The organism is Vibrio sp. V38_P2S17PM301, from assembly GCF_009904845.1.
GTDB lineage: Bacteria > Pseudomonadota > Gammaproteobacteria > Enterobacterales > Vibrionaceae > Vibrio > Vibrio proteolyticus.
The window spans coordinates 1-24,861 of the sequence record NZ_WXWO01000069.1 but is presented as its reverse complement, the minus strand read 5'-3'; the positions used below and the strand labels follow the sequence as shown (position 1 = coordinate 24,861).

Annotated in this window: 21 protein-coding genes and 1 pseudogene; 18 read left to right on the top strand and 4 right to left on the bottom strand. The window is 50.2% G+C overall.

Annotation, left to right across the window (positions count from 1 at the left end):
• The 6 genes and pseudogenes from CAG64_RS15205 to CAG64_RS23670 all read left to right on the top strand — a co-directional run.
• Positions 1 to 564 (top strand): annotated as a pseudogene (locus tag CAG64_RS15205) (retron Ec67 family RNA-directed DNA polymerase/endonuclease); the annotation flags it as partial.
• Positions 565 to 615: 51 nt separating this feature from the next.
• A complete protein-coding gene (locus CAG64_RS15200; RefSeq protein ID WP_161457701.1) occupies positions 616 to 1,737 on the top strand; it encodes a hypothetical protein in 1,122 nt (373 codons plus the stop codon).
• Complete coding sequence (locus tag CAG64_RS15195) at positions 1,721 to 3,943, top strand: Mov34/MPN/PAD-1 family protein (protein WP_161457702.1); 2,223 nt, start codon at positions 1,721 to 1,723, stop codon at positions 3,941 to 3,943. The genes CAG64_RS15200 and CAG64_RS15195 overlap by 17 nt, the downstream gene beginning before the upstream one ends.
• Positions 3,930 to 5,141: a patatin-like phospholipase family protein gene (locus CAG64_RS15190; RefSeq protein WP_161457703.1), complete on the top strand. Its 1,212-nt coding sequence runs from the start codon at positions 3,930 to 3,932 to the stop codon at positions 5,139 to 5,141. The genes CAG64_RS15195 and CAG64_RS15190 overlap by 14 nt, the downstream gene beginning before the upstream one ends.
• 55 nt (positions 5,142 to 5,196) lie before the next feature.
• Complete coding sequence (locus tag CAG64_RS15185; RefSeq protein ID WP_161457704.1) at positions 5,197 to 6,561, top strand: hypothetical protein; 1,365 nt, start codon at positions 5,197 to 5,199, stop codon at positions 6,559 to 6,561.
• A gap of 255 nt (positions 6,562 to 6,816) precedes the next feature.
• Positions 6,817 to 7,002: a hypothetical protein gene (locus CAG64_RS23670; protein ID WP_202600950.1), complete on the top strand. Its 186-nt coding sequence runs from the start codon at positions 6,817 to 6,819 to the stop codon at positions 7,000 to 7,002.
• A 235-nt stretch (positions 7,003 to 7,237) separates the two neighbouring features.
• Here CAG64_RS23670 and CAG64_RS15180 read toward each other — a convergent pair whose 3' ends face one another.
• Entirely contained in the window at positions 7,238 to 8,158 is a 921-nt protein-coding gene (locus CAG64_RS15180) for a LysR family transcriptional regulator (RefSeq protein ID WP_161457705.1), read from the bottom strand.
• 179 nt (positions 8,159 to 8,337) lie between these two features.
• On the opposite strand from CAG64_RS15180, the gene CAG64_RS15175 reads away from it, so the two are divergent.
• The 8 genes from CAG64_RS15175 (at position 8,338) to CAG64_RS15140 (ending at position 15,926) form a co-directional block, all read left to right on the top strand.
• Positions 8,338 to 9,432 (top strand): MFS transporter, encoded by a 1,095-nt coding sequence (locus tag CAG64_RS15175; RefSeq protein ID WP_237668167.1) that lies wholly within the window; start codon positions 8,338 to 8,340, stop codon positions 9,430 to 9,432.
• 232 nt (positions 9,433 to 9,664) lie between these two features.
• Positions 9,665 to 10,921 (top strand): RNA polymerase sigma factor, encoded by a 1,257-nt coding sequence (locus tag CAG64_RS15170; RefSeq protein WP_161448530.1) that lies wholly within the window; start codon positions 9,665 to 9,667, stop codon positions 10,919 to 10,921.
• A 147-nt stretch (positions 10,922 to 11,068) separates the two neighbouring features.
• Positions 11,069 to 11,488: a DUF1428 domain-containing protein gene (locus CAG64_RS15165; protein WP_161448533.1), complete on the top strand. Its 420-nt coding sequence runs from the start codon at positions 11,069 to 11,071 to the stop codon at positions 11,486 to 11,488.
• On the top strand, positions 11,481 to 12,278 hold the full coding sequence (locus tag CAG64_RS15160) for a VOC family protein (protein WP_021706614.1): 798 nt from the start codon (positions 11,481 to 11,483) through the stop codon (positions 12,276 to 12,278). Before CAG64_RS15165 ends, CAG64_RS15160 begins: the two co-directional genes overlap by 8 nt.
• A gap of 94 nt (positions 12,279 to 12,372) precedes the next feature.
• On the top strand, positions 12,373 to 12,741 hold the full coding sequence (locus CAG64_RS15155; RefSeq protein WP_021706615.1) for a YciI family protein: 369 nt from the start codon (positions 12,373 to 12,375) through the stop codon (positions 12,739 to 12,741).
• Positions 12,742 to 12,780: 39 nt separating this feature from the next.
• On the top strand, positions 12,781 to 13,248 hold the full coding sequence (locus CAG64_RS15150) for an SRPBCC family protein (RefSeq protein ID WP_021706616.1): 468 nt from the start codon (positions 12,781 to 12,783) through the stop codon (positions 13,246 to 13,248).
• Positions 13,249 to 13,466: 218 nt separating this feature from the next.
• The gene (locus CAG64_RS15145) at positions 13,467 to 15,119 is read left to right on the top strand and encodes a chitinase (protein ID WP_161457707.1); all 1,653 of its coding nucleotides are present in this window, start codon (positions 13,467 to 13,469) and stop codon (positions 15,117 to 15,119) included.
• Positions 15,120 to 15,329: 210 nt separating this feature from the next.
• Positions 15,330 to 15,926, top strand: a complete 597-nt coding sequence (locus CAG64_RS15140) for an acetate uptake transporter (protein ID WP_161457708.1) — start codon at positions 15,330 to 15,332, stop codon at positions 15,924 to 15,926.
• A gap of 118 nt (positions 15,927 to 16,044) precedes the next feature.
• Here the strand turns inward: CAG64_RS15140 and CAG64_RS15135 are convergent, their stop codons facing one another.
• Together CAG64_RS15135 and CAG64_RS15130 are read right to left on the bottom strand one after the other, a co-directional pair.
• A complete protein-coding gene (locus CAG64_RS15135) occupies positions 16,045 to 17,589 on the bottom strand; it encodes an alanine/glycine:cation symporter family protein (RefSeq protein ID WP_161457709.1) in 1,545 nt (514 codons plus the stop codon).
• Positions 17,590 to 17,913: 324 nt separating this feature from the next.
• Complete coding sequence (locus tag CAG64_RS15130; protein WP_161447677.1) at positions 17,914 to 19,173, bottom strand: D-amino acid dehydrogenase; 1,260 nt, start codon at positions 19,171 to 19,173, stop codon at positions 17,914 to 17,916.
• A 109-nt stretch (positions 19,174 to 19,282) separates the two neighbouring features.
• Here CAG64_RS15130 and CAG64_RS15125 point away from each other — a divergent pair, with 109 nt between their 5' ends.
• The 4 genes from CAG64_RS15125 (at position 19,283) to CAG64_RS15110 (ending at position 24,548) form a co-directional block, all read left to right on the top strand.
• Positions 19,283 to 20,182 (top strand): LysR substrate-binding domain-containing protein, encoded by a 900-nt coding sequence (locus CAG64_RS15125; RefSeq protein WP_337247456.1) that lies wholly within the window; start codon positions 19,283 to 19,285, stop codon positions 20,180 to 20,182.
• A gap of 173 nt (positions 20,183 to 20,355) precedes the next feature.
• Entirely contained in the window at positions 20,356 to 21,819 is a 1,464-nt protein-coding gene (locus CAG64_RS15120; protein WP_021706622.1) for a BCCT family transporter, read from the top strand.
• Positions 21,820 to 21,967: 148 nt separating this feature from the next.
• Positions 21,968 to 22,336 (top strand): hypothetical protein, encoded by a 369-nt coding sequence (locus tag CAG64_RS15115; protein WP_021706623.1) that lies wholly within the window; start codon positions 21,968 to 21,970, stop codon positions 22,334 to 22,336.
• A gap of 262 nt (positions 22,337 to 22,598) precedes the next feature.
• Entirely contained in the window at positions 22,599 to 24,548 is a 1,950-nt protein-coding gene (locus CAG64_RS15110; RefSeq protein ID WP_161447679.1) for a methyl-accepting chemotaxis protein, read from the top strand.
• 126 nt (positions 24,549 to 24,674) lie between these two features.
• Here CAG64_RS15110 and CAG64_RS15105 read toward each other — a convergent pair.
• On the bottom strand, positions 24,675 to 24,861 hold a 187-nt coding region (locus CAG64_RS15105; RefSeq protein WP_161489331.1), incomplete at its 5' end, for a hypothetical protein.

Genomic DNA, 24,861 nt, shown 5'->3' with positions numbered 1-24,861 from the left:
GTTAATATTAGATCAGATAAAAAACAGTATTCTCCTAAGCTAAAATTCCCTGATTTAAATCGTAAAACAATGTATTTACTCGACATAGGTGATGGTGCAACGCCGTTTGTTAGGTTTGTTCAGCGATATGTTGATGATTTAAAGTACTTTGAAAACAAGAAAGCCAAGAATCCTGTAATTCTAGTGCTTGATAATGACACTGGCCCTAAAGATTTATTAAATCACTTAGTAAACAAAGTTAAATCATGCCCCAATGATATGGCCACACTAAAAAGTAGTGGCTTTATTCACTTGTTCCATAATCTGTACCTTATTTTGACACCACTCAATGCTGGCGGAAAAAACTCCGCTATGGAAGATCTCTTTGATGCTGCAACTCTCGGAACTGTGATTGATGGAAAAACATTTTCACCAGCTGAGCATATTGATATAAGCAAGCATTACGGAAAACATATTTTTTCTACTAAGGTTGTTCGTTCAAACAAAGAAAAAATTAACTTTGATAAATTTAAGTACATCTTTGATGAAATTGAGAAAGTCAAGAAACATTTTTCAACATTATAACACCTTATAATATCTTGTATTGGAATGTTCATTCACTTAGAAGGTCATTATATGCACACTGTACGGTTTTTTCCTATTGGCAATGCTGATACCTGTTATATCGAGCTAGATAATGGTCGTCGAATTCTTTTCGACTTTGCCGATATGCGCACCCCGGATGATCCAGATGACAAACGATGTGATTTGGAGAAAGAGCTACGCGACATCCTGGGGGATAACAAGTACATCGATGTTGTTGCGTTCACTCACCTAGATAGAGATCACTGTAACCGTGCAAAAGAAGTCTTTTACTTGGAACATGCTGAAAAGTATCAAGACGATGATCGTATCAAGGTCAAAACTATGTGGGTGCCTGCCCACGCGGTTCTTGAGACGGGGGTGGTAGGGCAGGCGCGTACGCTTCGTGCAGAAGCTCGCCATCGCTTCCTAAAGGGGGAGGGGGTTCGGGTGTTTTCCAGGCCGGATGAACTGGACCAATTCCTGATCGACCGTGAAATTGAGCCTGCCAAGCGCCGCAACCTGATCAGTGATGCTGGTACTTTGTGCCCGGAGTTTAACTTGGAACACGATGGCGTTGAGTTCTTCGTGCATTCACCTTTCGGTAAGCGAGATGAAGAAAACGTTGTACGCGTGCGGAACGATGATGCTCTGTTCATGCAAGCGACGTTCGAGGTTGATAAGCAGTTGACCAAAATGATTCTGTCCGCTGATGTCACGCATGAGGTTATCGACGACATCGTGGAGGTCACGCGGTATCACGGTCGAGATAGTCGATTGGAGTGGGATATCAACAACATCCCGCATCACTGTAGCTACAAGTCGCTGTCTGCCGAAAAAGGTGATGACAAAACAGAACCTACTGAGGCTTCTATGTGGCTTTATGAAGAAGCTGGCCAGCATGCCGGACTGCTAGTTTCAACCAGTAAACCCATCCCGAATGACGACGACGACAAGCAGCCACCTCATCGTCAGGCAGCGGCGTATTATAAAGGAGTAGCTCGTAAGCTCTGTGGGGAATGGGTGGTCTCAATGGAGTACCCATCAATTTCCAAGCCAGAACCACTGGTTATTGAGATCAAAAACACCGGCTATAAAATTAGGAAGCAAGCGCCGAATATTGTCATTGCGACTCCAGCGCCTCGCGCAGGGGGAGACCATGAGTCAGGTATATGAGTCTCCTCGATCCCGGCTTGCACGATCCGTGGTGCAGTACTTAAGTGAGTCAAAAAGTTACCCGTATGCACGCCTAAAAAACGTTAGCCGGAACGGTGATTTTGATATCTTGGACGTCGAGCTTGAGATTGAGCTTGAGCAGCGTAGGTGTGTTTCCATCAGCCCCACAGAGCCAGTACGAATTTTCTTCATGGCTAGCGATGATTCCTCGCCCCAAGTGCTTTCGACACGTGCAGATTTTCCTATTGGGTTAGTGCATACAAACTTAGAGCGCGATGGTAATGGTGGACTGTGTTTGTGCATCTGGGAAGAGGGCTGGCCTGACCTTGCTGCAGGGCTTACAGGTCAAGGCCTTATTGAACGCATCAGAGCATGGTTCTCGACGATGGCTGCGGGCACTTTGCACGCTGACGACCAATTCTTAGAGCCTTTGATTCATACAAGCTCTAACACCGTCATCATTCCGCCTGGAGATGTGCATGGGCCGTGGTTCATTGATATGGCCTTGAAGCATGGAGTTTCCTATATATTAAGTGTGACGAGTTCGAAGCCTGCTGAGCCTGTTCTGGATGATAACTTTGCTGTTTATTCCCCGCGCTTGCCAAGTCAGGTTCATAGAGGTCTGGCTCGAACTCCTTACGATTTGGCCTCGTTGCAGCGCTTGTGTCTAGACCTTCGGTTCAATTTAGTTGAGGATTTGGCTGCGTGGCTTCTGGAATCCGAACAACTGTCTCAGGCTACTAAGCGCCTTCCACTACTCATCCTTACAGTTCCGAAGCGAAGAGGCATCGAAGAGGCAGATGAGGAGCCTGAGGTCTGGTGTTACACTTTCGGCTTTACAGTTGCTGAGCTTGGGGAGGCTTTGGATCTCACCATTACCGAAGCTGGTGTAACGATGCCAAAGCTTTTCAGCGATGTTAGTAAGACAGATCTTACATCGATTCGAATGGATCCATGGCGGGTTGTTCAACGGCTGGATAGAGCTGCCGCCAGAGACTTTTCAGGTTGCAGTCGGGCACAAGACACCCCTTTACTAGGGATTGGGGCTGGTGCCATTGGTTCTAACGTGGCTATGATCGCAACGCGATCCGGGCTCGGCCCATGGGTACTTGTGGATGGAGACCTAACACTTCCCCATAACACAGTCCGCCAAGTGCAGGGCAATGTATCTGTAGGTTACCCCAAAGCCCAGGTTCTCCAGTATGAGCTTGATGGTGTTTTGGCAGAGGGAGGAAACTCCTCGATCTCGGTTAATGTTTTTTCTCCTGGTGTTGATCAGGCAGCTTTGAATAGAGCGCTACGAGATTCAGAAGTCGCAATCGATTTCAGCGCATCACCTGCGGTATTGGGGTGGCTGGCGGACCAAGCGGTCAAGCGTGCTGCAAGCGCTTTCTTCGGTCCTGATGGTTCTGATTTGGTGGTTTTGTCCGAAGACCCGGCTAGGACAGTCAAGCTGGATGAGCTCGAAGCGCAGTATTTTTGGGCAGTAGCGACGGAGTCTGCGCTCAATAATCATCTGAGCGCAGCTCGAATGGATCGTATTCGTTACGCAAATGCATGTCAGGACCTTTCGCGGCCTCTCCCGCCGTGGCAAGTACACACGCTTTGTGGGCTGGCTGCTGGGCGCTTATCTCAGTTACTTGATGAAGATGACGCTAGTTTTCGGGTGTGGCGATTGGAGCCAGACTCAGGTGTTGTCAGCGCAGTGGTTATACCTGTGCATAAAGTCTCACGGTTTCAAAATGGTGAGGCCCGCTTTACCGTTTCCAATGAGGTTGTGCAGACGATGAGGACGCATCGGGCCCTCGCAGGACAGAATGAAACTGGTGGCGTGCTTCTAGGGACATTTGATCTTGTACGGAACGTTGTGCACGTGGTTGCGGCTTTGCCTGCTCCGCCTGACAGTAAACAAGCACCAACATACTTTATTCGAGGGATCAAAGGTCTTAAGCCTGTCATTGAGCAGTTAGGTGATGCCTCGGCAGGCCGACTGCACTATATCGGGGAGTGGCACAGTCACCCTAGTCGAGTGCCTGCAAGACCGAGCGATGATGACGAGAATGTTTTTGCTCATTTGAAAGCTCATATGGAACCTGTGGGCTCCCCATACGTGATGGCTATATGTGGTGAACAAGATGTTTGGTTTCGAGCTGGCAGGCAGGAGCTAGAAATAGTGCACGGAGTAATTGCTCATGAAAAAGTATGAGACTTTACTGATCTCAGATGATGGCAGTTCAGACAAACTCGCGTTAGCTCTCTCTGGGGGGGGCGCTCGAGCTATGGCTTTCCATTTAGGATGCCTTCGGGCGCTACATAAGCTGGGGCTTCTCGAGAAAGTTAGTACGATCACTGCCGTGTCTGGTGGTAGTGTTCTTGCTGGGATGTATTGTAGTCACCAAGGCTCGTTCGACTCATTTGAAAAGAGGGTGACGGAAGTCTTGAGGAGAGGTTTTGTTCGGCCTGCATTAAAAAGAGTTGTGACGAGCACTGATGGACTGAAAGCAGTTGGCTATGCCTCTGCATTTATGTTGGAGAGAGCGGTTGCGCTCATCGCTCGTCTGCTTCTGAAGATACTGGGATTAGGACGGTCAGGAGATCATTGGCCAAATCGTGCTCCGTTTTTGCGGAAAGCCAGCCGGACTACAATCCTAAGGAATGTCTTCAGTGAGACGTTCAATCACTGCAAGCTGGAAGACCTTGATGAAGCGCGCCCGGCGCTAATTGTTGTTGCATGCGAGCTCAGATCTAAAGCGGCGTTTTACTTTACCAAGGAGCGACTCCACTGTTGGCGCTATGGCTCTGCGAGCGCTGCTGGGGTTGAGCTTGCTGATGCTGTAATAGCCTCTGCGGCATATCCAGCTGCACTGCCGGCGCTTGATAAGATTCTGATTTTCAAAAAGGATGGAGAAGAGAACTCTCATCGAATAACGCTGACTGATGGCGGTGTGTATGACAACCTCGGGCTGGCTCCATTATGGCCGGATCGTGAATTTCCTGACAGCATGCCTGTTGAGAAACACGAGTGGATAATTGCATGTCGAGCAGGATACGGACTTGAAGTGGCTGAGCCTGCCTCTATGTGGATGTCACGTATGGAGGCTGCTTTTGAAAGTGTCTTTGCCAGGGCTCAAAATTTCGCTACGAAGAGGCTATTTGATCTCAAGGAATCAGGAAAGCTCAAAGGTTTCCTATTACCTTATCTTGGCCAGAAAGATAGCAGTCTAATGTTTGCTCCCGATAATTTGGTTAGTGGTGAGCTTACAGCTGGCTATCCAACTAATTTCAGCAAAATGAAGGATATATGGATTGAGCGACTAGTGACTCGCGGAGAGCAAATTGTGCTGGCCCAAGTTGAGGAACACTGGTCGTCGATACAGGAAACACAGTCGCAACTTAACCAATAAACTGGCAGGCTCTAACATCGAGCTTGGCATTGCATAGAAAGGTATGTACTCGCTTATGTTCAAAAATAAATTCTTTGCTCCTCCTGATCAAGAAGATGGCGAGCCGCGTCGTAAGGGGCGCGTGTACGCTGCCATAGAAGTGCCTGAACTAGACGACGGTTTTCAGCCGTACAAGACTGAACCTATCTATCTTGAGTGTGTTGATACCTCTTGGTTTCACTCTTTTAAAGAGAGCGAAAAGGGGCAGCATTGGAGCAAGTTACTCCAGGCTGCACCGCTATCAGTACTTGAGCTGACTAGCTACAACCTTCCTCCTTTCCCTAAGGACTCTAAGCCCGGTGATATTGCATGGTTCGAGTTTGGGTACGAGCCCGCTACTATCTTGGAGAGTGATGCGCGGATTTACACTAATCTCCTTTCTGACGGAGCAACGGTCAGAATATCTTTCCATGAGCCTCGACCGATTGGATGGGAAAAAGAGGGGAGAATAGGGGAGATCGCACAAGCTCTGGCTATATACAACTCTTCTAGTAGCGATTTGAAAGAGCGATTAGCGAGGATATCCACTGCTGGCGGAGTTGCGTTTTATGATGTTGGACAGGGCGCGTGTCAGGCTGCCATTGATGATGAGATGCTCATTCCTCAACTTTACGTAGATTTCGGAGGGGGGGTGCTCTCGAACAAAAAGACATTCCCCGATGGTTTTGCTGGTTTCTGCTTCACCAGCAACCCCATGGTCATTCTGTCTCATTGGGATTGGGATCACTGGTCTTCAGTTCAAAGGTGGCCTGAGGCTCTAAACACGCCTTGGTTGACACCGCCAGTGACCTTGAAACCAATCCAGTTGGCATTCGCTGCTGAGTTGAATGAAAAAGGTTCCTTACACATTTGGGATGCTGAATGGCCTGGGACTATAACAGCTGGAGCAGTTACTATTGAGCGCTGTACTGGACAGACGGCTAACGATTCTGGGTTGGCAGTCACGCTGCGTCGGCGGCGAAATAGCCTCAGGAACTGTCTCCTGCCTGGCGATGCCGATTACGCCTGCATTCCTTCGGTTGCTGATGGGGAGTCGTTCAGCGTTCTGTGTATGACTCACCATGGCGGCAGGCTACATTCGCCGACTTATCCAAAAGTAAAGCGCGGCGCTGTATCCGTGCTTTCTGCTGGGCCACGAAACTCATATCGTCATCCGCTATTCGACACAGTTGCGACTCACCTAGAGCATGGATGGGATTTTCCTACAGGTACAGCTCTGTCAGGACAGCGTCCCTGCCATGTATTAGTCCCGTGGGGGGGAAGGCCACACATATTCCAAGGTGGTTGTTACGGTGGGATGTGCGCCACTGCTGTTTCGGCCACTGCGCCGGTAAACGGAAAAATCACCCAATTTGCCCGTCGCAGAGGAGACGCTATGTGACCCATGCTGGCTTCATCACCAACGGTCATTGCAAGCCTCCTTCACTTTGGCGTCCCTCTGATTTCTGCATCGCTTGATGCTAGGCCATTTGCTCGGGCTCCCTGTTGCTTCTGCGTGCCCCACGTACATGGACACTTGATGGGGCTCGCGTTAGTTTGACCAGTTTTCTATCGTTCAGGCTGCTTCACAATTGTGGGTGATGGTCACTATCATGTTTACAGTGAAGGAAATCTATTAGTGATATGGAGATAGAAGGTGGATAGAATTACATCGGGCCCACGAATGCTTACTGCTGAAGAGAAACAAGAGCTTCGTCGTGATATGCAAGAATCCTCCGCCTGGGCCAAAGCTGAACTAAAACGTCGACGAGACGCAAAAAATCAAAAAAATTCTTCGCATGGTATAGATGATGGTATTGAAAAAGATACTGATTGTAACTAACTGTTATTTATTGGTAATATCCGCTCGTTGATATTCGAGTGGGAATAATTCCCCAACCGGAAACGTCTGGCATTAACAGGCACTAAATCAGACTTAAGTCCGCGTAATTGCGGACTTTTTCTGTTTTTGGCTTAGTCATTTTTTGCAATGTCTGGCAACGCCAAGCACGGTTTGACCGTGGTCGTTTTTGAGGGACTAATTTTGAGCCTAAAAACAGCAGATCGGAGCATTGCTATTAAGTTGTTGGGGAACTGAGAGGTTTACGCCCCCAATGTTGGGTAAGTGCGTCGCGCAGCACTGTGAGTTTGGCCGCGCGTTGGCGTGATGGTGGGTATAGCAAATGAAACGGGTACGCCTGTGGGCAGAACTCCGTTAAGACTTCTTTCAGTTCACCTCGCGCCAGTTTGTCGCTCACCACGCAGCGCAGCACTTGTACGATGCCCAGCCCTTGAATTGCAGCGTCAACCAATGGATCGCCATGATCAAAGCGCACGTTACCACTCAAATGGTGATACTCAGTGCTTTTGCCATCAATCCGAAATCGCCAGGGAACTGCTTTGGTCTGACCGCGTGGTTTTACGTGCAAGCAATTAAACTGGCTAAGTTTTTCCGGATGCAAGGGGACACCTTGTTTGGCGAGGTATTCGGGCGAGGCAACGGTCACCCAGTCGGCGTCTTGCAATGCAAGCGCCACCAAGCGATCGTCGTCGATGGCACCAAATCGCAGCGCAGCATCATATCCTTCGTCAAAAACCTGAACCTTATGATCGGTGAGCGACAATTCAATGTCTAGAGCGGGGTATTGTTCAGTGAGGCTTTTGACTATGGGCATCATCAGCGATTGCCCCAATGCCGAAGGCGCACTCATTTTTAAGCAGCCAGCAGGGGTTGTCTGACTGGATTTGAGCTCGCTATGCGCTTCTTCAAACCCATAAATAAGTGGTTGAATGCGCGTCATAAACAGTTGCCCATCCTCCGTAACCCGGATGTTCCGGGTGCTGCGATGAATGAGTTTTGCTCCCACCTGAGATTCCAACCGGTTGATTGCTTTGGAAATACCCGGCTGAGTTAAACCCAAAAGGTGGGCGGCTTGGGTAAAACTGCCCAGCTCGACCACTTTGACAAAGCAACGTGCAGCGTTTAAATCTAAATCCATAACTGAAGTTATTAATGTTCTAATTTTCGTTTATTTATCTCACCTTATTTCATAAGTGATACTGGGACAATCGTTTTATTCCATGAGTGATGACTATGAAATCTCGACTTCCCAGCAGTATTTACTTATTAAGTGTTGGTATCTTTTTAATGGTTTGCTGTGAACTGCAAGTTCTCGGTATGACGCAACAATTGACCTATGATTTGAGCATTTCCGTGGCCAAAGTCGGCTACTTGGTCTCTGGTTTTGCGGCGGCAATGGCGATGGGCGGCCCCGTACTCACTTTAATGTTCAATCGATTGCCGCCCAAAACGTTTGTGATTCGCTTGTACTGCGTGTTTGTACTGGGCGAGCTCATGGGGGCGCTCACTCACCAATACTGGCTGCTGATGTTATCGCGCCTGATCACAGGGGCCGTTGCTGGCGCGTTTTTTGGTGTCGCTATCAGCATGTGTCAGCAACTTACCGATAAATCTCGTCAACTCGACGCGGTCGCCTTGGTTTTATCCGGCATCATGTTGGGAACCATCATCGGTCTGCCAATGGCAAAAGTGATGTCAGAAGCGTTTGCCTGGTCGGTGAGCTTCTACCTGTTGGCGTTACTCGCGTTGCTTTGTGCTCTGTTGACCGCGAGCAGGTTGCCCAACATTCGACCCGAGTCGTCGCTGGCATTGAGCGCTGAACTCCTAGCGCTAAAAAGTGCCAAGCTAGGGTGGTTGTATGCAACCAGCTTTTTTGTCATCAGTGCCGCATACGCACCTTTTAGCTACATAGTTCCTATGCTGTCAGAGCATGCTTTATTGTCACAAAATGCAATCACCTTGCTGTTGCTGGCGTATGGTTTCGCGATGCTGGTCGGGAATCAAATCGTCGCTAAACTTGCCGTCCACCACGCAAAAATGGTGATCCTTGTCGGTTTGGTATTGGTTGGAGCCGCTCTTAGCGTGTTTTATCTGTTGGGGCACAACCCTTTTATCGCGGGGGCTGCAACCTTAGTCATTGGTTTGTGTGGCGTCAGTTTAAACCCAGCGCTGGTTGCTCGAATCATGCAGCTTCCTCAAGGTCAGAGAACCTTTACTCATACCGTACACTCGTCAGTGATTACGCTGGGCATTATGTTTGGCAGTTTTATCGCCGCATTAGGATTGGATTTTGGCTTTTCTCTGATCTCACCACTGCTTGTCGGCCTGGGTTTTGCGTTTATTGCGATGCTGATTGTGCTGTTTACCCCACCGCTGTTAGCGACAAGTACGCTGTCGACAAAGGGAACTTGAGATCATTACATTCTTGATGATTTCCAGCAGCCAAACGCTCCAGCGACGTTTGTCATCCTGTGTTGACTCTGGATAGAGAAGGGGCTCTTGCGTTGATCGGCGCTAGCAGAGGTTAACCGTAGGATCCTCTTCTACACTATGCAAGACATGGCACCGATTTCGCTTCATGTGGCCGGAGAGCCGGTGAAGGAAAGAGGATATATCAGACTCAACAACGAAATGGCTTCGATCTATGACTTCGTCTGTGGAACAACGCATCAACGCGATTTACCGCGCAGAATCACGCCGAATTCTAGCCACATTATTACGCTTGTTGCGGGGGGACTTCGCTCTCGCCGAGGAAGCGCTGCACGATGCGTTTATTGCCGCATTGTCGCAGTGGCAACGCGATGGTATCCCCGATAACCCCAGAGCCTGGCTGGTGTCGGCAGGGCGTTTTAAAGCCATCGACCGAATTCGCCGTAACCAGCCTTTGAATACGGCGTTGAATGAGTTGGCGCAACTCTTGGAGGCGCAATGCCACACTCAACCATTCGACGATGACGAAACGATTGAAGACGATCGCTTGCGCTTAATTTTTACTTGTTGTCATCCAAGCCTCTCTATGGAAGCCCGGGTTGCGCTCACGCTGAGAGAGGTGTGCGGTTTGAGTACCGAAGCGATTGCAGCCGCCTTTTTGGTCTCGGTTCCGACTCTGGCGCAGCGTATCGTCCGAGCCAAGAATAAAATTCGCGATGCCGGGATCCCCTATGAGGTGCCTCTTCCCGAAGAGTGCTCTGTTCGGCTTGAGGCGGTTCTGCCGGTGGTGTACCTGGTATTTAACGAAGGTTATTCCTCCGCTTACGGCGCCGACTTAACCCAACCGGATTTGTCTGGAGAAGCGATACGTCTGGGACGCTTATTATTGGAGCTGTTACCGGAAAGCGAAGTGATGGGGCTGTTGGCACTGATGTTATTGCATGATGCCAGACGGGTTGGACGCCTCTCAGCCAAAGGGGATTTGATCCCTTTGGAAGATCAGGATCGCCGTCTGTGGGATCGCGAACAAATCCGTGAGGGCAGTGAATTGGTTGTCAAGGCATTAAGCTCGGGGGCCGCGGGCGTTTATACGTTACAAGCCGCGATTGCTGCGCTGCACGCCGAAGCCCCAAGTGCGGAACAAACTGATTGGGCAGAAATTACCGGTTTGTATGAGGTGCTGCTGCGCCTCAATCCATCTCCGATCATTGAACTCAATCGTGCCGTTGCGCTGGCTATGCGTGATGGTCCACACGCGGGCCTGCAGGCGATAGAATCATTGTCTGGTCACAAAGAGCTTCAACGCTACCATTTGTTTTATGCGGCTCAGGCGGACCTCTATCGCCGATTAAATCAGCCAGTCAACGCGATGCACTATTATCAACAAGCACTTGAATTTGTACAACAGGAGCCGGAGCAGCGGTTTCTCCAGCAGCGACTGGAAGCGTTAAAAAGAAAAATGCCTTCATGATGATCTTGTGTGGGGGAGGCGCATTCAATATCGGCGACACAGATGAGACCGGGCATACGGGGACAAAAAACTTTTCATGCGTGTCGATTTCCCTCTTGCTACGACGACTAAGTAGTGAAATCACCCAAAAAACTGAGGAATTACACCATGAGTTACGTTGATGGATTTATTCTCGCCGTGCCAAAGGCGAACAAAGACGCATTTATTCAACATGCAGAGAAAGCCGATACTGTTTTTATTGAATGGGGCGCGATACGTGTGATCGAGTGCTGGGAAGAGGATGTGGCAGACGGCAAAGTGACGGACTTTCGTCGTGCTGTCCAAGCGCATCAAGATGAAGCCGTCGTGTTCTCCTGGGTCGAATGGCCAGATAAAGCCACTCGCGATGCCGGGATGGCAAAAATGCAAGCTGCAATGATGAGCGACCCGCGTCTTAACCCCGAACAAAATCCGATGCCTTTTGATGGTATGCGGCTGATTTTCGGCGGCTTTAAACCGATAGTTCAACTTGAATCGGCGCACGCCGTACATCATGACGACCAACAAGGAGCTACTGCTTATGTCTAATCAACATGGAGAATTTGTCTGGTACGAACTGGTCACAGACAACGTGGATGCGGCCTGTGATTTTTATCAAGGAGTGTTGGGGTGGGAGATGGGCGACAATGACCAGCCTGATAGCGATTACCGCATTATTCGTGCCCGTGATACTCACAGTGGTGAGTGGTTTGATATCGGCGGCATGCTACTTCTGGATGACGCGATGGTTCAACGAGGCGCAAGGCCAGTCTGGCTCGGCTACATTGCCGTGGATGACATCGACCAAAGTATCACCAATGCGCTTGCAGCAGGCGCTGGTGTCATCATGCCTTTGACCGAATTGCCTGAGGTCGGACGCATTGCGATGCTGAACGACCCCACAGGAAGTCCGTTTTACATCATTCAGTCAAGCTGTGAAACACCTAGTATGGCCTTTGCATCGGACAAACCCCGTGTTGGGCATTGCGCCTGGAATGAATTGAGAAGTTCTGATCCACAAGCGGCTAAAGCATTTTACTTTGAGATCTTTGGCTGGAGCAAGGATGGTGAACTGGATATGGGATCGATGGGGAGCTATGAGTTTATTCGTCACAATGGTGTGATTGGGGCTGTTATGCCCAAACCGCAAGACATCCCACTCTCAACATGGCAGTACTATTTCCGTTGCGCGGATATCGATGACGCTTGTGTCGCGATTGTCCGTAACGGTGGGTTAGTGCTCCATGGTCCGGACGAGATTCCCGGCGGCGATTTTATTATCAATGGGCAGGATCCTCTTGGTGCGCCTTTTGCGCTGGTCGGTGCAAGACGCACATAAAGGAGAGCGCGCTTGGTGTGTCTGGATGTTGGCCTTTTCAATTATTGTGCACACCAAAGCGCGACGCACCTCTGTGAAAGACAGGAGAGCTGAAATGAAATATTTATGTCTGGTGTATTACAACGAGCACAAGATGTTGCAGATGTCGCAACAAGAGTGGGATGTCCTCAACCGGGAATGCATGGGCTGTGTCGAACAGCTTAGCAACAGTGGCCATTTTCTTGATGGTGCGCCACTGCGTTCGACGGCAACCGCAACCACGCTGCGTGTGCGCGACAATACCCCCATTGTAACCGATGGCCCATTTGCGGAAACCAAGGAGCAGTTGGCCGGGTTTTATATGCTTGATGCCCGGGATATGAATGAGGCGATTCGTCTGGCCGAAAAAATACCCCCTGCGCGGTATGGCTGTGTGGAAATTCGCCCGGTACGAGAGCTGATGTCAGTTGACAACCATCGCTGAGCCAAGTGCTCGACAACGTGGCAGATCAAGGAGGAGAAGATGTCTAATCAAACCGGAACAGTAAAGTTACACCGAGTGCTGAGGGCGCCTGTGGCGCGTGTTTATCAGGCGTTTACGCAGCAGCACGCATTGGAATACTGGTTGCCGCCGTTTGGCTTCATCGGCAAGATAGACGATATGGATGTGCGTGTTGGCGGAGGTTATCGCATGTCGTTTATGAATTTCAGTACCGGGCTTTTGCATGCCTTTAGCGTCCGGTTTATTGAGCTCAAGCCCAACGAACGTATCTGTCATACAGATCGGTTTGAGGACGAATCGTTGTCTGGGGAAATGCGGGTGAGCATCGAGTTGACCCCGGTATCGTGTGGCACGGAATTACGCATTTGTCAGCAAGGGATCCCGGCATTGATTCCGGTCGAGTCATGCTACCTCGGCTGGCAGGAATCGCTGATCCAGTTGGCTCATTTGGTTGAACCGGAGATGTCTTCGGATCAGAGTGCTTTGTAGCGTTGTGGCCAAACTGCCACACGTCCATTGTTGTAGGTCCACTTAGTCGATGTTTTTCAGCTCACCAGTCAGTTCGGCTGGCAAAGGGGCTAAATTGGTCTGCGTGTAGCTGAAGTCACTCGCAAAATCTCATTTTTCTTCCAACTTCTCCTATTCAGTAGCGCATAGGCTGCCTACTCTCTTGAACATTATTGTGTTGATGATGGAAGGAAATAATCATGTTAAATCCGAGCAAGTTATCGGTGTTATTGGGGTGGGCAATAGCTGCCAGTAGTCATGCGGCGATGAATATTCAGCCGGATCCAGAGAACCCCAATGGTTACGTGGTGGCGCGTGCAGACATCACGGCTGCGGAACAGGCGAAAACCGCAGATCCGATGTACGCCACTTGGGCAAAAGCATTGGAAACCCGGGCTAACACCATTGTGGAAGCGATTGAGCCGGGGCTGGCAAGTAACCCGGAAAACGTCAAACGGGTTGAGCGTGTCTTCCCACAGTCAGAATGGGACTTTCTGACACATATGGCGGCCCCCGAGTACACTTATACACGTTTCTTGCGTGCAATCGGCAAGTTTCCGGCATTTTGTGGGGAGTACACTGACGGCCGTGATTCGGATGCCATCTGCCAAAAGTCCATTGTGACGGCGTTTGCCCATTTTGCTCAGGAAACTGGAGGGCACATTGCCAAAGATAATGTGTCGGATAACCCATTGGCGCTGGAAGAGTGGCAACAGGCGCTGGTGCATGTACGGGAAATGGGTTGGTCGGAAGGCCAGGAAGGATACACGACAGGGTGTGGACAGAATGACTGGCAGAATGCTCGCTGGCCGTGTGCTCCAGGGCAGGGGTACTTCGGTCGCGGGGCCAAGCAACTGTCTTATCATTTCAACTACGGTGCGTTTTCCGAAGTGATGTTTGATGGCGATGCCACGGTATTGCTTAATGATCCCGGGCGGGTGGCCGACTCTTGGCTCAATTTGGCGTCGGCGATTTGGTTTTTCTTAACGCCACAGGCGCCTAAGCCTGCAATGCTGCACGTGATTGATCGGACCTGGAGCCCATCACAACGGGAAATCGATGCCGGGATCGGTTATGGCTTCGGCACTACAATCAACGTGATTAACGGCGGGATTGAATGTGGTGAGCAGAACAAAGAGAAAGGGCAGCCAGTCAACCGTATCCGCTATTGGGAGGGGCTGTCGGCACACTATCAGATCCCACTCGAAGCCGATGAGAAAAACACCTGTTGGCAGCAAACGCCATACGGCAGCCTCAACCTGAACGGTGCGACGGATGTGCTTTATACCAACTGGGACGGGAACTGGAAGTATTACCCGGATCGCCCGGGCGGCTATTCGTTCGAATGCGAACTGGTCGGTTTTCAGACCGCGTATTCTGCATTGGTACCGGGGGATTACGAGAAATGTGTGACGAACTTCTATGGCTCGCACGCCAACTGGCCTCAAGTGCGCGTTGTGGCGCAGCTTGAACCAGGCGATCCGGGTACCGAGCCAGGCAGTGGCGACTGGGACAGCAACAAAGTGTATAACGCGGGTGATCAGGTGGTATTTAATGGTGTGGTTTACCAGGCCAAATGGTGGACACAAGGAGACAGCCCGGCAGATGGCGGTCCTTGGGAACCGGTGAGTGGCACACCGAGTGAGCCCGAACCGACTCCAGACCCAACACCAGAGCCTGAACCAACACCATTGCCGGATAGTTTCATTCAATGGCAGCCTGGAGTGACACAGGTCGCGGACGGTGACAAAGTGACTTATAACGGCAAGTGTTTCATCGCCAAAAACGGTCCGGGTGTGTGGGAAACGCCGCTTCAATCCAACTGGTTTTGGGACGAAATTGCCTGCCAGTGAAAAATAAATTGTTGCATGATAAGCCCCTGAGTGTTCAGGGGCTTTGTGTTTCCTTTTAAAAGGCTTTATTTATCATGTGATTAATCTTGTCTATCGTTTTTTGTTGATTTGTTAAAACTTAGATTTCACTTTTGAATCCTATCTTTTTGTTATGACCTAATTAAAATCCGCGCGTAATTTTTATAAACATTTTTTAAAGGGTACGCGCCAATGTCCACAAAACTTGCCAACCCGGCCCCATTGGGCCTGATGGGTTTCGGTATGACCACCATTTTGCTTAACATCCACAATGCCGGTTACTTCCCACTGGATTCTATGATTCTGGCAATGGGGATTTTCTATGGTGGTCTGAGTCAGGTTATCGTCGGCATCATGTGTTTTAAGCGTGGTGACACGTTCGGCACGACAGCATTTACATCATACGGCTTGTTCTGGCTGACGCTGGTGGGCTTGATTGTGATGCCGAATATGGGGCTGCCAGCCAGTCCGGCGAGCTTCATGGGTTGGTACCTGACGTTATGGGGCATCTTTACCGGCTTTATGTTTATCGGCTCTTTGTGCTACCCAGTAGCGAAGCAAGTGGTGTTCGGCTCGCTGACGATCCTGTTCTTCTTACTGGCTGCGCGTGATTTCACCGGTAATGAGCTGATCGGCACTATCGCTGGCTTTGAAGGTATTTTCTGTGGTGCGAGCGCAGTGTACTTTGCCATGGCGCAAGTGCTGAATAATGAATACGGTCGCACTATTTTGCCAATCGGCGAAAAGAAAAAAGCGACAGTTGCGAGCACACAGGAAATCGCAGCGTAATTCCTTCTTCGGTTGGGATACTCAAACGGGAAAAATAAAAGGGTTAGCCAATTGGCTAACCCTTTTTGTTTCCACTGCCTTTTCTATTTTTATCACACTTTTTGTGTTTGCATCTTTATCACGTAGAAGGTTGTTCTACCGTTGCAGAGTCTTGCGCGTCTGCTTGCGGAGTTTTACCCGTTTTACGTGTGTATTTTTCCTCCCAGTAAGTGGCACCTTTGATACCAAGTTGTACTGGGTTGAACAGGAAATCGGTGACACCGCGTTTCTGTTGCTCTTCGTAATCCTGCAGCGCTTTCAGGGCAGGTTTCGACATGAAGAAGATGATCAGAATACCGACAATGTTCAGCCAAGCCATCAGGCCAACACCCACATCACCCATCGCCCACGCCAGATTGGCGGTTTTTACCGTTCCGTAGAACACGGCACTGATAATGATGAGTTTCAGGACAAACATCATGCCATTTACTTTAAAGGTACGACGAATATAAGCGATGTTGGTTTCTGCGATGTAGTAGTACGCCAGAATCGTGGTAAAGGCGAAGAAGAACAGCGCCACCGCGATAAACGGTTTGCCGACGCCTGGTAGGGCGGTTTCAATCGCCATCTGAGTGAAGACCGGGCCGTTAGCACTGATGTCGGCGGCAATGTTCTGAATCAGGAAGCTACCTTCTGGGCCAGCGACGTTGTAGGCACCTGTGATCAGAATCATGAACGCGGTGGCTGAACACACCAGCAGGGTATCGATGTAGATAGAGAACGACTGTACCAGACCTTGCTGCGCTGGGTGATCGACACTGGCGGCCGCGGCTGCGTGAGGCCCTGTACCCTGACCGGCTTCGTTGGAGTAAACACCACGTTTAACACCCCAGCCGATGGCTGCGCCGATACCGGCCATTGGTGTGAACGCATCACCGATGATCATGCCCACAATGCGTGGCACTTCACCGATGTTCAGCAGAATAATCACAAACGCTGTGACGATGTAGGCCAGCGCCATGAATGGCACGACAATCTGAGTGAAGTTAGCGATACGTTTTACACCACCGAAGATGATGAAGGCCAGGATGACGGAGACAACTGTACCGGTCAAAATTTTAGCAAAACTGAAGGTACCGATTGCAGTGTCAATCATTGGGCCAGAACCAAACGCCGCTTCTACGGCGTTACCGATACTGTTCGACTGAACACCCGGTAGCAGAACACCACAGGCAAAAATGGTCGCAATCGCGAAAACCCAAGCGTACCATTTCTGGCCCATGGCTTTTTCAATGTAGTAAGCCGGACCACCGCGGAACTCGCCTTCGTCTTCTTCTTTATAAATCTGTGCCAGCGTTGACTCTGCGTACGCGGTCGCCGCACCGAAGAAGGCCACGACCCACATCCAGAAAACCGCGCCTGGACCACCGAAACCGATGGCAGCTGCAACGCCTGCGATGTTACCTGTACCAACGCGACCGGATAGCGATACCGCCAGCGCCTGGAACGACGAGATACCCTTAGTGGAACTTTTGCCCGAGAAGAGCAGACGCCACATTTCGAAAAAGTGACGGATTTGAACGAATCGCGTCATTATCGAATAAAACAAGCCGGCACCCAGACACAGATAGATCAGGGCAGGGCTCCAAATAATTCCATTCAGAAAATCAACAAAAGACTGCATGAGTATTTTCCCTGTTTAAATTAAACGATGTTGTGGTTGTGATGTTGTGTTTATTTTATGAACGACATACTAATCTTTTTGTAACTCATTTGTTAACAGATTTGTCTGCAAATCTTTCATAGCGTGACGATGGACACAAAATGCTAAATTTTTGTTAATTTGCAGATGTCTTAATTAGAAAACAACGATTAATGATGTTTTTCATAGTAATTTTTTATGCATATGAGTGAATTAACCAGCACAAACTGGCCAGATAACTCATTAATTTTGTGCTGATTAAATTCAGATAGGTAGCATGATTAGCTAAAAAATGACCAATTCTATTCAAGAGGCGTAGCGGAACAGATCCAGATCGCAGAAGCCGGGGCGGGACCCCTTGTCGCCGGTGATCACATCGGCCAGCAGATCAGCAGAGCCACATGCCATGGTCCAGCCCAGCGTGCCATGACCGGTATTGGTGTATAAGTTTTCAAGCGGTGTGCGGCCAATGATGGGTGTGCCATCTGGCGTCATCGGGCGGAATCCGCTCCAGAATTCTGCCTGACTGAGATCGCCGCCTTGTGGAAACAGATCCTGCACCACCATAGCGATGGTGTCTTTGCGTTTTTGAGGCAGAGAAGGATCAAATCCGGCTAATTCAGCGGTGCCTGCCACCCGAATACGATCATCAAAGCGGGTCATGGCCACTTTATAAGTCTCGTCCATCACGGTAGAGCGTGGTGCCAGATCTGGGTTCGTCAGTGGCAGCGTGAGTGAGTAGCCCTTGACCGGATAAACGGGGAGACGGATGCCTAGCGGTCTCAGCAGCGGAGTCGAGTAACTGCCGAGAGCGACGACAAAGGCGTCGGCTTCTAGTGTGCCTTGCTTGGTGGCAACGGCCGTGATCCGGTTGTGCTCACGTTCCAGTGATTCAATTTGGGTGTCGAACAGAAATGTGACGCCATGCTGGCGCGCCAGCTCGGTAAGTTGCTGGCAGAACAGGTAACAGTCACCAGTTTCATCATCCGGCAGATAGAGACCGCCCGTGAGTTTTTCCTGTACAGGCGATAACCCTGGCTCCTGACGCAGACAACCGTCGACGTCCAGCAATTCATAGCGGGTGCCGGATTGCTCCAGCAAGCGTATGTCTTTTTCGATGGCTGCTAACTGTTTTTCAGTACGAAAGACTTGCAGAGTGCCTTGCTCACGCCCCTGAAATTCAAGTTGATGGGTATGCTTCAACTGAGTAAGGCAAGCGCGGCTGTGATTGGCGATGGCCAGCATGCGCGCCTTATTGATTTGATAACGATCAAGTTGGCAGTTGGCCAACATACGTGACATCCAGGTGAGCTTTTCAGCATTCATCCTGGGGGCAATTTTGAGTGGTGCGTGGCGCTGAAACAACCAGCGCATGGCTTTTTGCGGAATACCGGGGGCTGCCCAGGGAGAAGAGTAGCCATAAGAAATCTGCCCGGCGTTCGCAAAGCTGATTTCTTCACCGCTGCGGGGCTGACGATCCACCACTGTCACCTGACAGCCTTTCTGACTCAGATACCAGGCGGTTGTGACGCCAACGACGCCACTGCCTAAAACCACGACTTTCATGGGCAATCTCCGAAATTGTTAATTGGCGCAATCATGTGTGGTTTACACTTTAGTAACAATCGATAAAAATTAGCGGTAGTGTTTAAAATTTCTAAACGCAGGATGGCAGGTGAAAGGAAGTTTAGCCAACGGACTGGCCACGTTTCAGGTTATGGCCCGATACTCGACATTAACGCAGGCCGCTAAGGCGCTACACCTGACGACCGGAGCCGTCAGTCAACAACTGTTGCAACTTGAACAGCTGTTAGGATTTAAGGTTTTTATACGCCATTCTCGTGGTATCCGCTTAACGGCGGAAGGTAAGCAACTGGCCGCCGCCGTAACGCTGCACTACAGTGAGCTGGAGCGGGTGATTGACAAACTGCGTCAACCCGAACAGGCATTTGCCGAAATCCGTTTAAAGCTCACGCCATCCTTCGCTTTCAAGTGGCTGGTGCCGCGTCTGGAAAGTTTCCATCGCCAGTTTCCACACATTCCGGTGCTAACCTTTGCGGAAGGCGCACTGGTTGACAGTGATAACCGTGATTACGACCTCGCTATTGACTATGGCCCGTTTCCTTATCATCGAGCCGGATCGGAATTGCTGTTTGAAGAATACCTGCTGCCGGTTATGAGCCCAGCATACGCTAAGCGACACCCTGAACTGGCCTGTTCTCATGCCGCCTGGCAAGCGGTGACCCTACTGCACGATGCCATGCCATGGCAAAGTGCACCTAGGGATTACGAATGGCTTTATTGGGCCAGTCAGCAGAGAATGGATATCGAAACCAACCGGGGGCACTTTTTCAATCGAACGGATATGGCGATGTCGGCAGCTGAAGCGGGGGTTGGGGTGGCAATGGCACGCACAGCTCTGATTGGTGATGAATTAGACGCTGGACGCCTGGTTTCACCATTTCAACCGTTGGCGGCCAATGCCGGCTATTTCCTGTTGACGCGTGAAAGTAACGACAGCACTGAAACCTTCACCCAATGGTTGCGTGCTCTCTGTCAGCAGCTCGGCCAGTAAGTTTTAAGCCGAATCACAGCAACAAAGCCTTTATATTCGTAGGGCCTTGCTTGCATTGTTGTTGTCATAATGTGATCTAATGCACAGCATGACAGTTAAAAACCTATCGAGTTGGATCTGACGACGCTGGGTAGGCAGAGTAAACCCGAACTTACCGCGAAAAACACCATACTATGAATACATCCGCTTCCCGCTCGCGCCTGTTGATGATGATCGCTGCGATCATCGCTGTTCTTTTTACCTTGTTTCCCGAAGTCAGTGTTTACCGTCTGGCCGACCTGACCCAGTGGGTGATAACCCGTCTTGATGATGAAGTGATTGTGCTATCCACGTTGGCTTTTATTGCCTGTATGGCGATCTGTTGCTCGCCGCTTGGAAAAGTACGGCTCGGAGACGGTGAGCCGGAATTTGGTTTCTGGCCATGGGTGATTATGCTTTTTACTACTGGCATGGGCTCCGGCCTGATCTTCTGGGGCGTGGCCGAGCCGGTGTTTCACCTGTCCAATATGCCGCCAGTCGAGCAGGTCGGGGATACGTATGATACAGCGCTGGCGTTAACTTATTTCCATTGGGGGGTACACGCCTGGAGCCTGTATGCATTGGCTGGCTTGCTAATGGGCTGGCTGGCCTACGTCAAACAGCGCCCGATGCGCATCAGCGCCTCTTTTTCGGGTTCCACACAACAGGGGTGGCTGCGGATCGTTGATCTGGTGGCTGTGTTGGCGATTCTGTTTGGTATTGCGGGGGTACTGGCCAATACCATGGCGCTGGTCGAGCAGGGTGTGCGCAGTATGACAGGAACCGAACAGGACCTGACGGCCATGCGCATTGGTATGACAGTGGTGATCGGCCTGCTGTTTACTATCTCCAGTGCACTTGGGGTGAAGAAGGGGATTCAGCGTCTGAGCACATTTAACATCTGGTTGATGGTCGGCCTGTTCCTGTTTGTCTTTGTGAACACCAATATGAGCCAGGTGCTGACACGATTGATGAGCTCGACGCTGGCGTACGTTGAATTACTGCCTCAGGTATCATTTGGTGCTATTTCTGGTGGCGAGCAATGGAGCCAGGGCTGGTCGGTGATCTACCTGATCTGGTGGATTGCCTGGGCACCGTTTGTCGGCCCGTTTATCGCTCGGATCAGCAAAGGGCGCTCGATTCGTCAGTTTTTGGCTTGTACCATACTGATTCCGACCCTGGCGTCGATTGTTTGGTTTTCTGGTTTTGCGGGGGCTGTTTTTGAAAGTCACGTGTTGGACAGCGTTGTGGCGGCGGTCAATGATGATTACACCAAGGGATTATTTGTCTTTTTCTCCGCGTTGCCAATGAGTGATGTGTTATCGCTGCTGGCGCTGGGATTGTTGTTGACGTTTGTTATCTCCAGCTCGGATTCTGCGATCTACGCGGCAGGCATGTTGACCGAAGATGTGCGAACCAGTAGCAAAATTGCCTGGTCGGTGATCGTGGTCACGATGGGGATTGCTCTGGTCACGATTAATGATGTTGATCTCAACAAGCAGGTGGCGATCGCTGGCGCGATCCCGTTTACCCTGGTGTTATTGTCACAGTTGATGGCCGTAATGTTAGAGCCTCTGTTGCCTGTGGTGCGTCGCCGCTTATCAGGGACATCGGGGTAAGTATCTGTTAACTGACTGAATTATAGTTTATTAGGGGCGTTATCACGCAGCAGGTAACGTTTCTTAATAGTACTATCCGTTATGCTGAGTGCGCCAAAATGGTGGAGCTTCGTGCTCTTAGGAATACTCACACACTAACGACGTCGATATGAAGAAAACACTTTTTACGCTATGTGCACTTTTCTCTTCAACTGCGGCGTTCGCTCAACAGCCTCAGGCTTGTTCAGCGGACACTTCAGCCATGAGCCCGTCAGCAAAGCAGAACTATACGCAATGCTGTGAATCAGATAACGGGGAAGCATGTTACATGCATGCCTGGCGTGATCTGGAAGCGCGCGGTAAAAAAGATCAAGCCACACTTTATTACCAACGCAGTTGTGATGCCGGTTACGCCAGTGGTTGCCGTACAGCAGGTCAGACAGCCCAAGTTCAGGAAGAAAAAGACGCTTGGTTTAACAAAGGTTGTGACCTGAAAGATCTCGACAGCTGTCTGGAAGTTGATCGTTTGCCTAACTGATCACGTTTGCCAGCCCGGCTCTGGGCTGGCACATTGCTCTCTTCTCTTCTCTTCTCTTCTCTTCTCTTCTCTTCTCTTCTCTTCTCTTTTGATATTCATCACTCTTCCTGGTTATCGCTGAGTTATCCTCATCATGAATATTTCATTAAATTAGAGAAATACGTAGCAAAAAACGCACTCGAGCAAATATGAAACTTTGTTCTTAACATTGAGCTACTAGGCTAGGTTAATAATCGCCTTTGTTCACTCAATGGAGGGGGACATGAAATTCAGTCTACGAGTTAAAAGCTGGGTGCTGTTCGCCAGTGTTATACCTGTGTTGCTGGCGCTGTTTGTTTCCGCTTACAGCGCAACCCAAAGTTTGGATCAACTGAATCAGGAGCGCTTAATTGCTCTGCGAGATACCAAACAAGCCCGCCTGGAAAATCTGCTTGAGCGGTACAAAAACAATATGGGCGCCATTGCCGAGGTGATCACGTTTAACCTGCGTAACTTTGGTAGTCCTGAGTTTGATACCTTGATGCGGGATCTGAACGCTAACCTTGAGTTTTATGACGTGTTTGTCGTCAATCAGCAAGGGGATGTGGTGTATACCGCGGCCAAAGAAGCAGACTATCGTACCAACCTGGTCAACGGCCCGTATGCGGCATCTGGGTTAGGCAATTTGTTCAGTCAGGTACGTCAGGGCAACAGTTTTGCATCGGTGGATTTCGCACCTTATGCGCCGTCGAACAATGAACCTGCCGCGTTTATCGGCAAGCCAATCAGTGTGGAAGGGGAACGTTGGATGGTGGCGACTCAGCTGTCTATTGAGGGCATCAACAGCCTGATGAACCTGCGCAGTGGCATGGGGGAGAGTGGCGAAACTTACCTGGTTGGCTCAGACATGCGCATGCGCTCTGATTCTTTCCTTGATCCGGCCAACCATTCTATCAAAGCCTCCTTTGCCGGTAGCGTAGAAAAAAATGGGGTGTCGAGCCTGTCGGTGAAGCGAGCGCTAAATGGCGAAACCGACCTTAATATTGTCAATGATTACAATGGCAATCCAGTTATTTCCGCGTTCGCCCCCGTAGACGCGTATGGTCACCGTTGGGCTATCATGGCGGAGTTGGACAAGGCCGAAGCCGAAATGCCGATTTGGTCATTGCTCAAGCTGAACTCGGTGGTGCTGATACTGTCGATCATTGGTGGACTCGGGGCGGCGGTGCTGGTGACTCGGGCGGTCATGCGGCCACTGGGCGGTGAGCCGGATGAAATGAAAGCCTTAATGAGCCAGGTCGCCTCTGGTGATTTGCGGATTGATTTAGCTTGCGACGACACCCGCAGCGTGCGCGGCGCCTTGTGTCTAATGACGCAGGAACTAACGACCATCATCCGTGAAATCAGTGATTCAGCGTCGCAATTGGCGGCCACATCGGAAGAGCTCAGTGTGGTCACCGAGCAGTCAGAGAAAAATCTGCTCAATCAGAACCAGGAACTGGAGCAGGCCGTCACTGCGGTGAATGAGATGTCTGCCTCCATCCACGAAGTGGCAGAAAGTGCCAGCAAAGCGTACCACAGCTCCTCAATGGCCAACGATGCTTGTCAGCATGAAATCGCCCGGGTTCGCAGTACGGTGACGATTGTTAATCAGTTGGTCGACCAGGTTGATAGTGGGAACAGCAACGTCACACAACTGGCCGATCAGGTCAAAGAGATCAACACCCTACTGGACGTGATTCGGGGCGTTGCGGAGCAAACCAACCTGCTGGCTCTGAACGCGGCAATCGAAGCGGCTCGCGCCGGAGAAAGCGGGCGCGGATTTGCGGTGGTGGCGGATGAAGTGCGCAACCTGGCGCAAAGGACACAGCTATCCACCGAGCAGATTGAAGAGATGGTGAAAAACGTCAACGCGCAAGCAGGGCAAACAGTAGAGATCATCGATAGCTGTAAACAGGTGGCGGAACAAACCATGTCTCAAGTGCGTGAAACTGGCGTTACGATAGAGAAGATTGTTGCCGCGGTCAGCGAGATATACGATCAAGCGGCTTCGGTGGGCAGTGCAACCGAAGAGCAGGCGACCGTTTCATCCGACATTGATAAGAGCCTGGTGACCATCAACGACATCGCTAACCAGAACGTTTCCGGTGCACATGAAACCTCGGCATCCAGCGCTGAACTAGCCAGAGTCGCCATGAACCTCAAAGGCATAGTGGAGACATTTAAGGTCTGAGCCATCGTAAGGTAACAAAAAAGGGCCAACTCTTGCGAGTTGGCCCTTTCCAAACGTTTGGTGGTGTGAGTATGACAAGAACATCATGGCGATAACTCAATCTCTGAATGAATAATTATGTTATCTTTAGTTGTCTTTGAGTAACTTTTTGACCTGCTTGCCGAAACCTTTGGCGACCAATTCTTCGTTTTCTAAGTATTTTAAAGTTTGTTCGAGGTCAATAGGTCGCCTTTCTTTAGTCTTAAGATTAAAGCCTTGAGTCTCAATCACAGATATGAATTGCTCCATATTTTCAAGGTCAGTGTCTTTAACA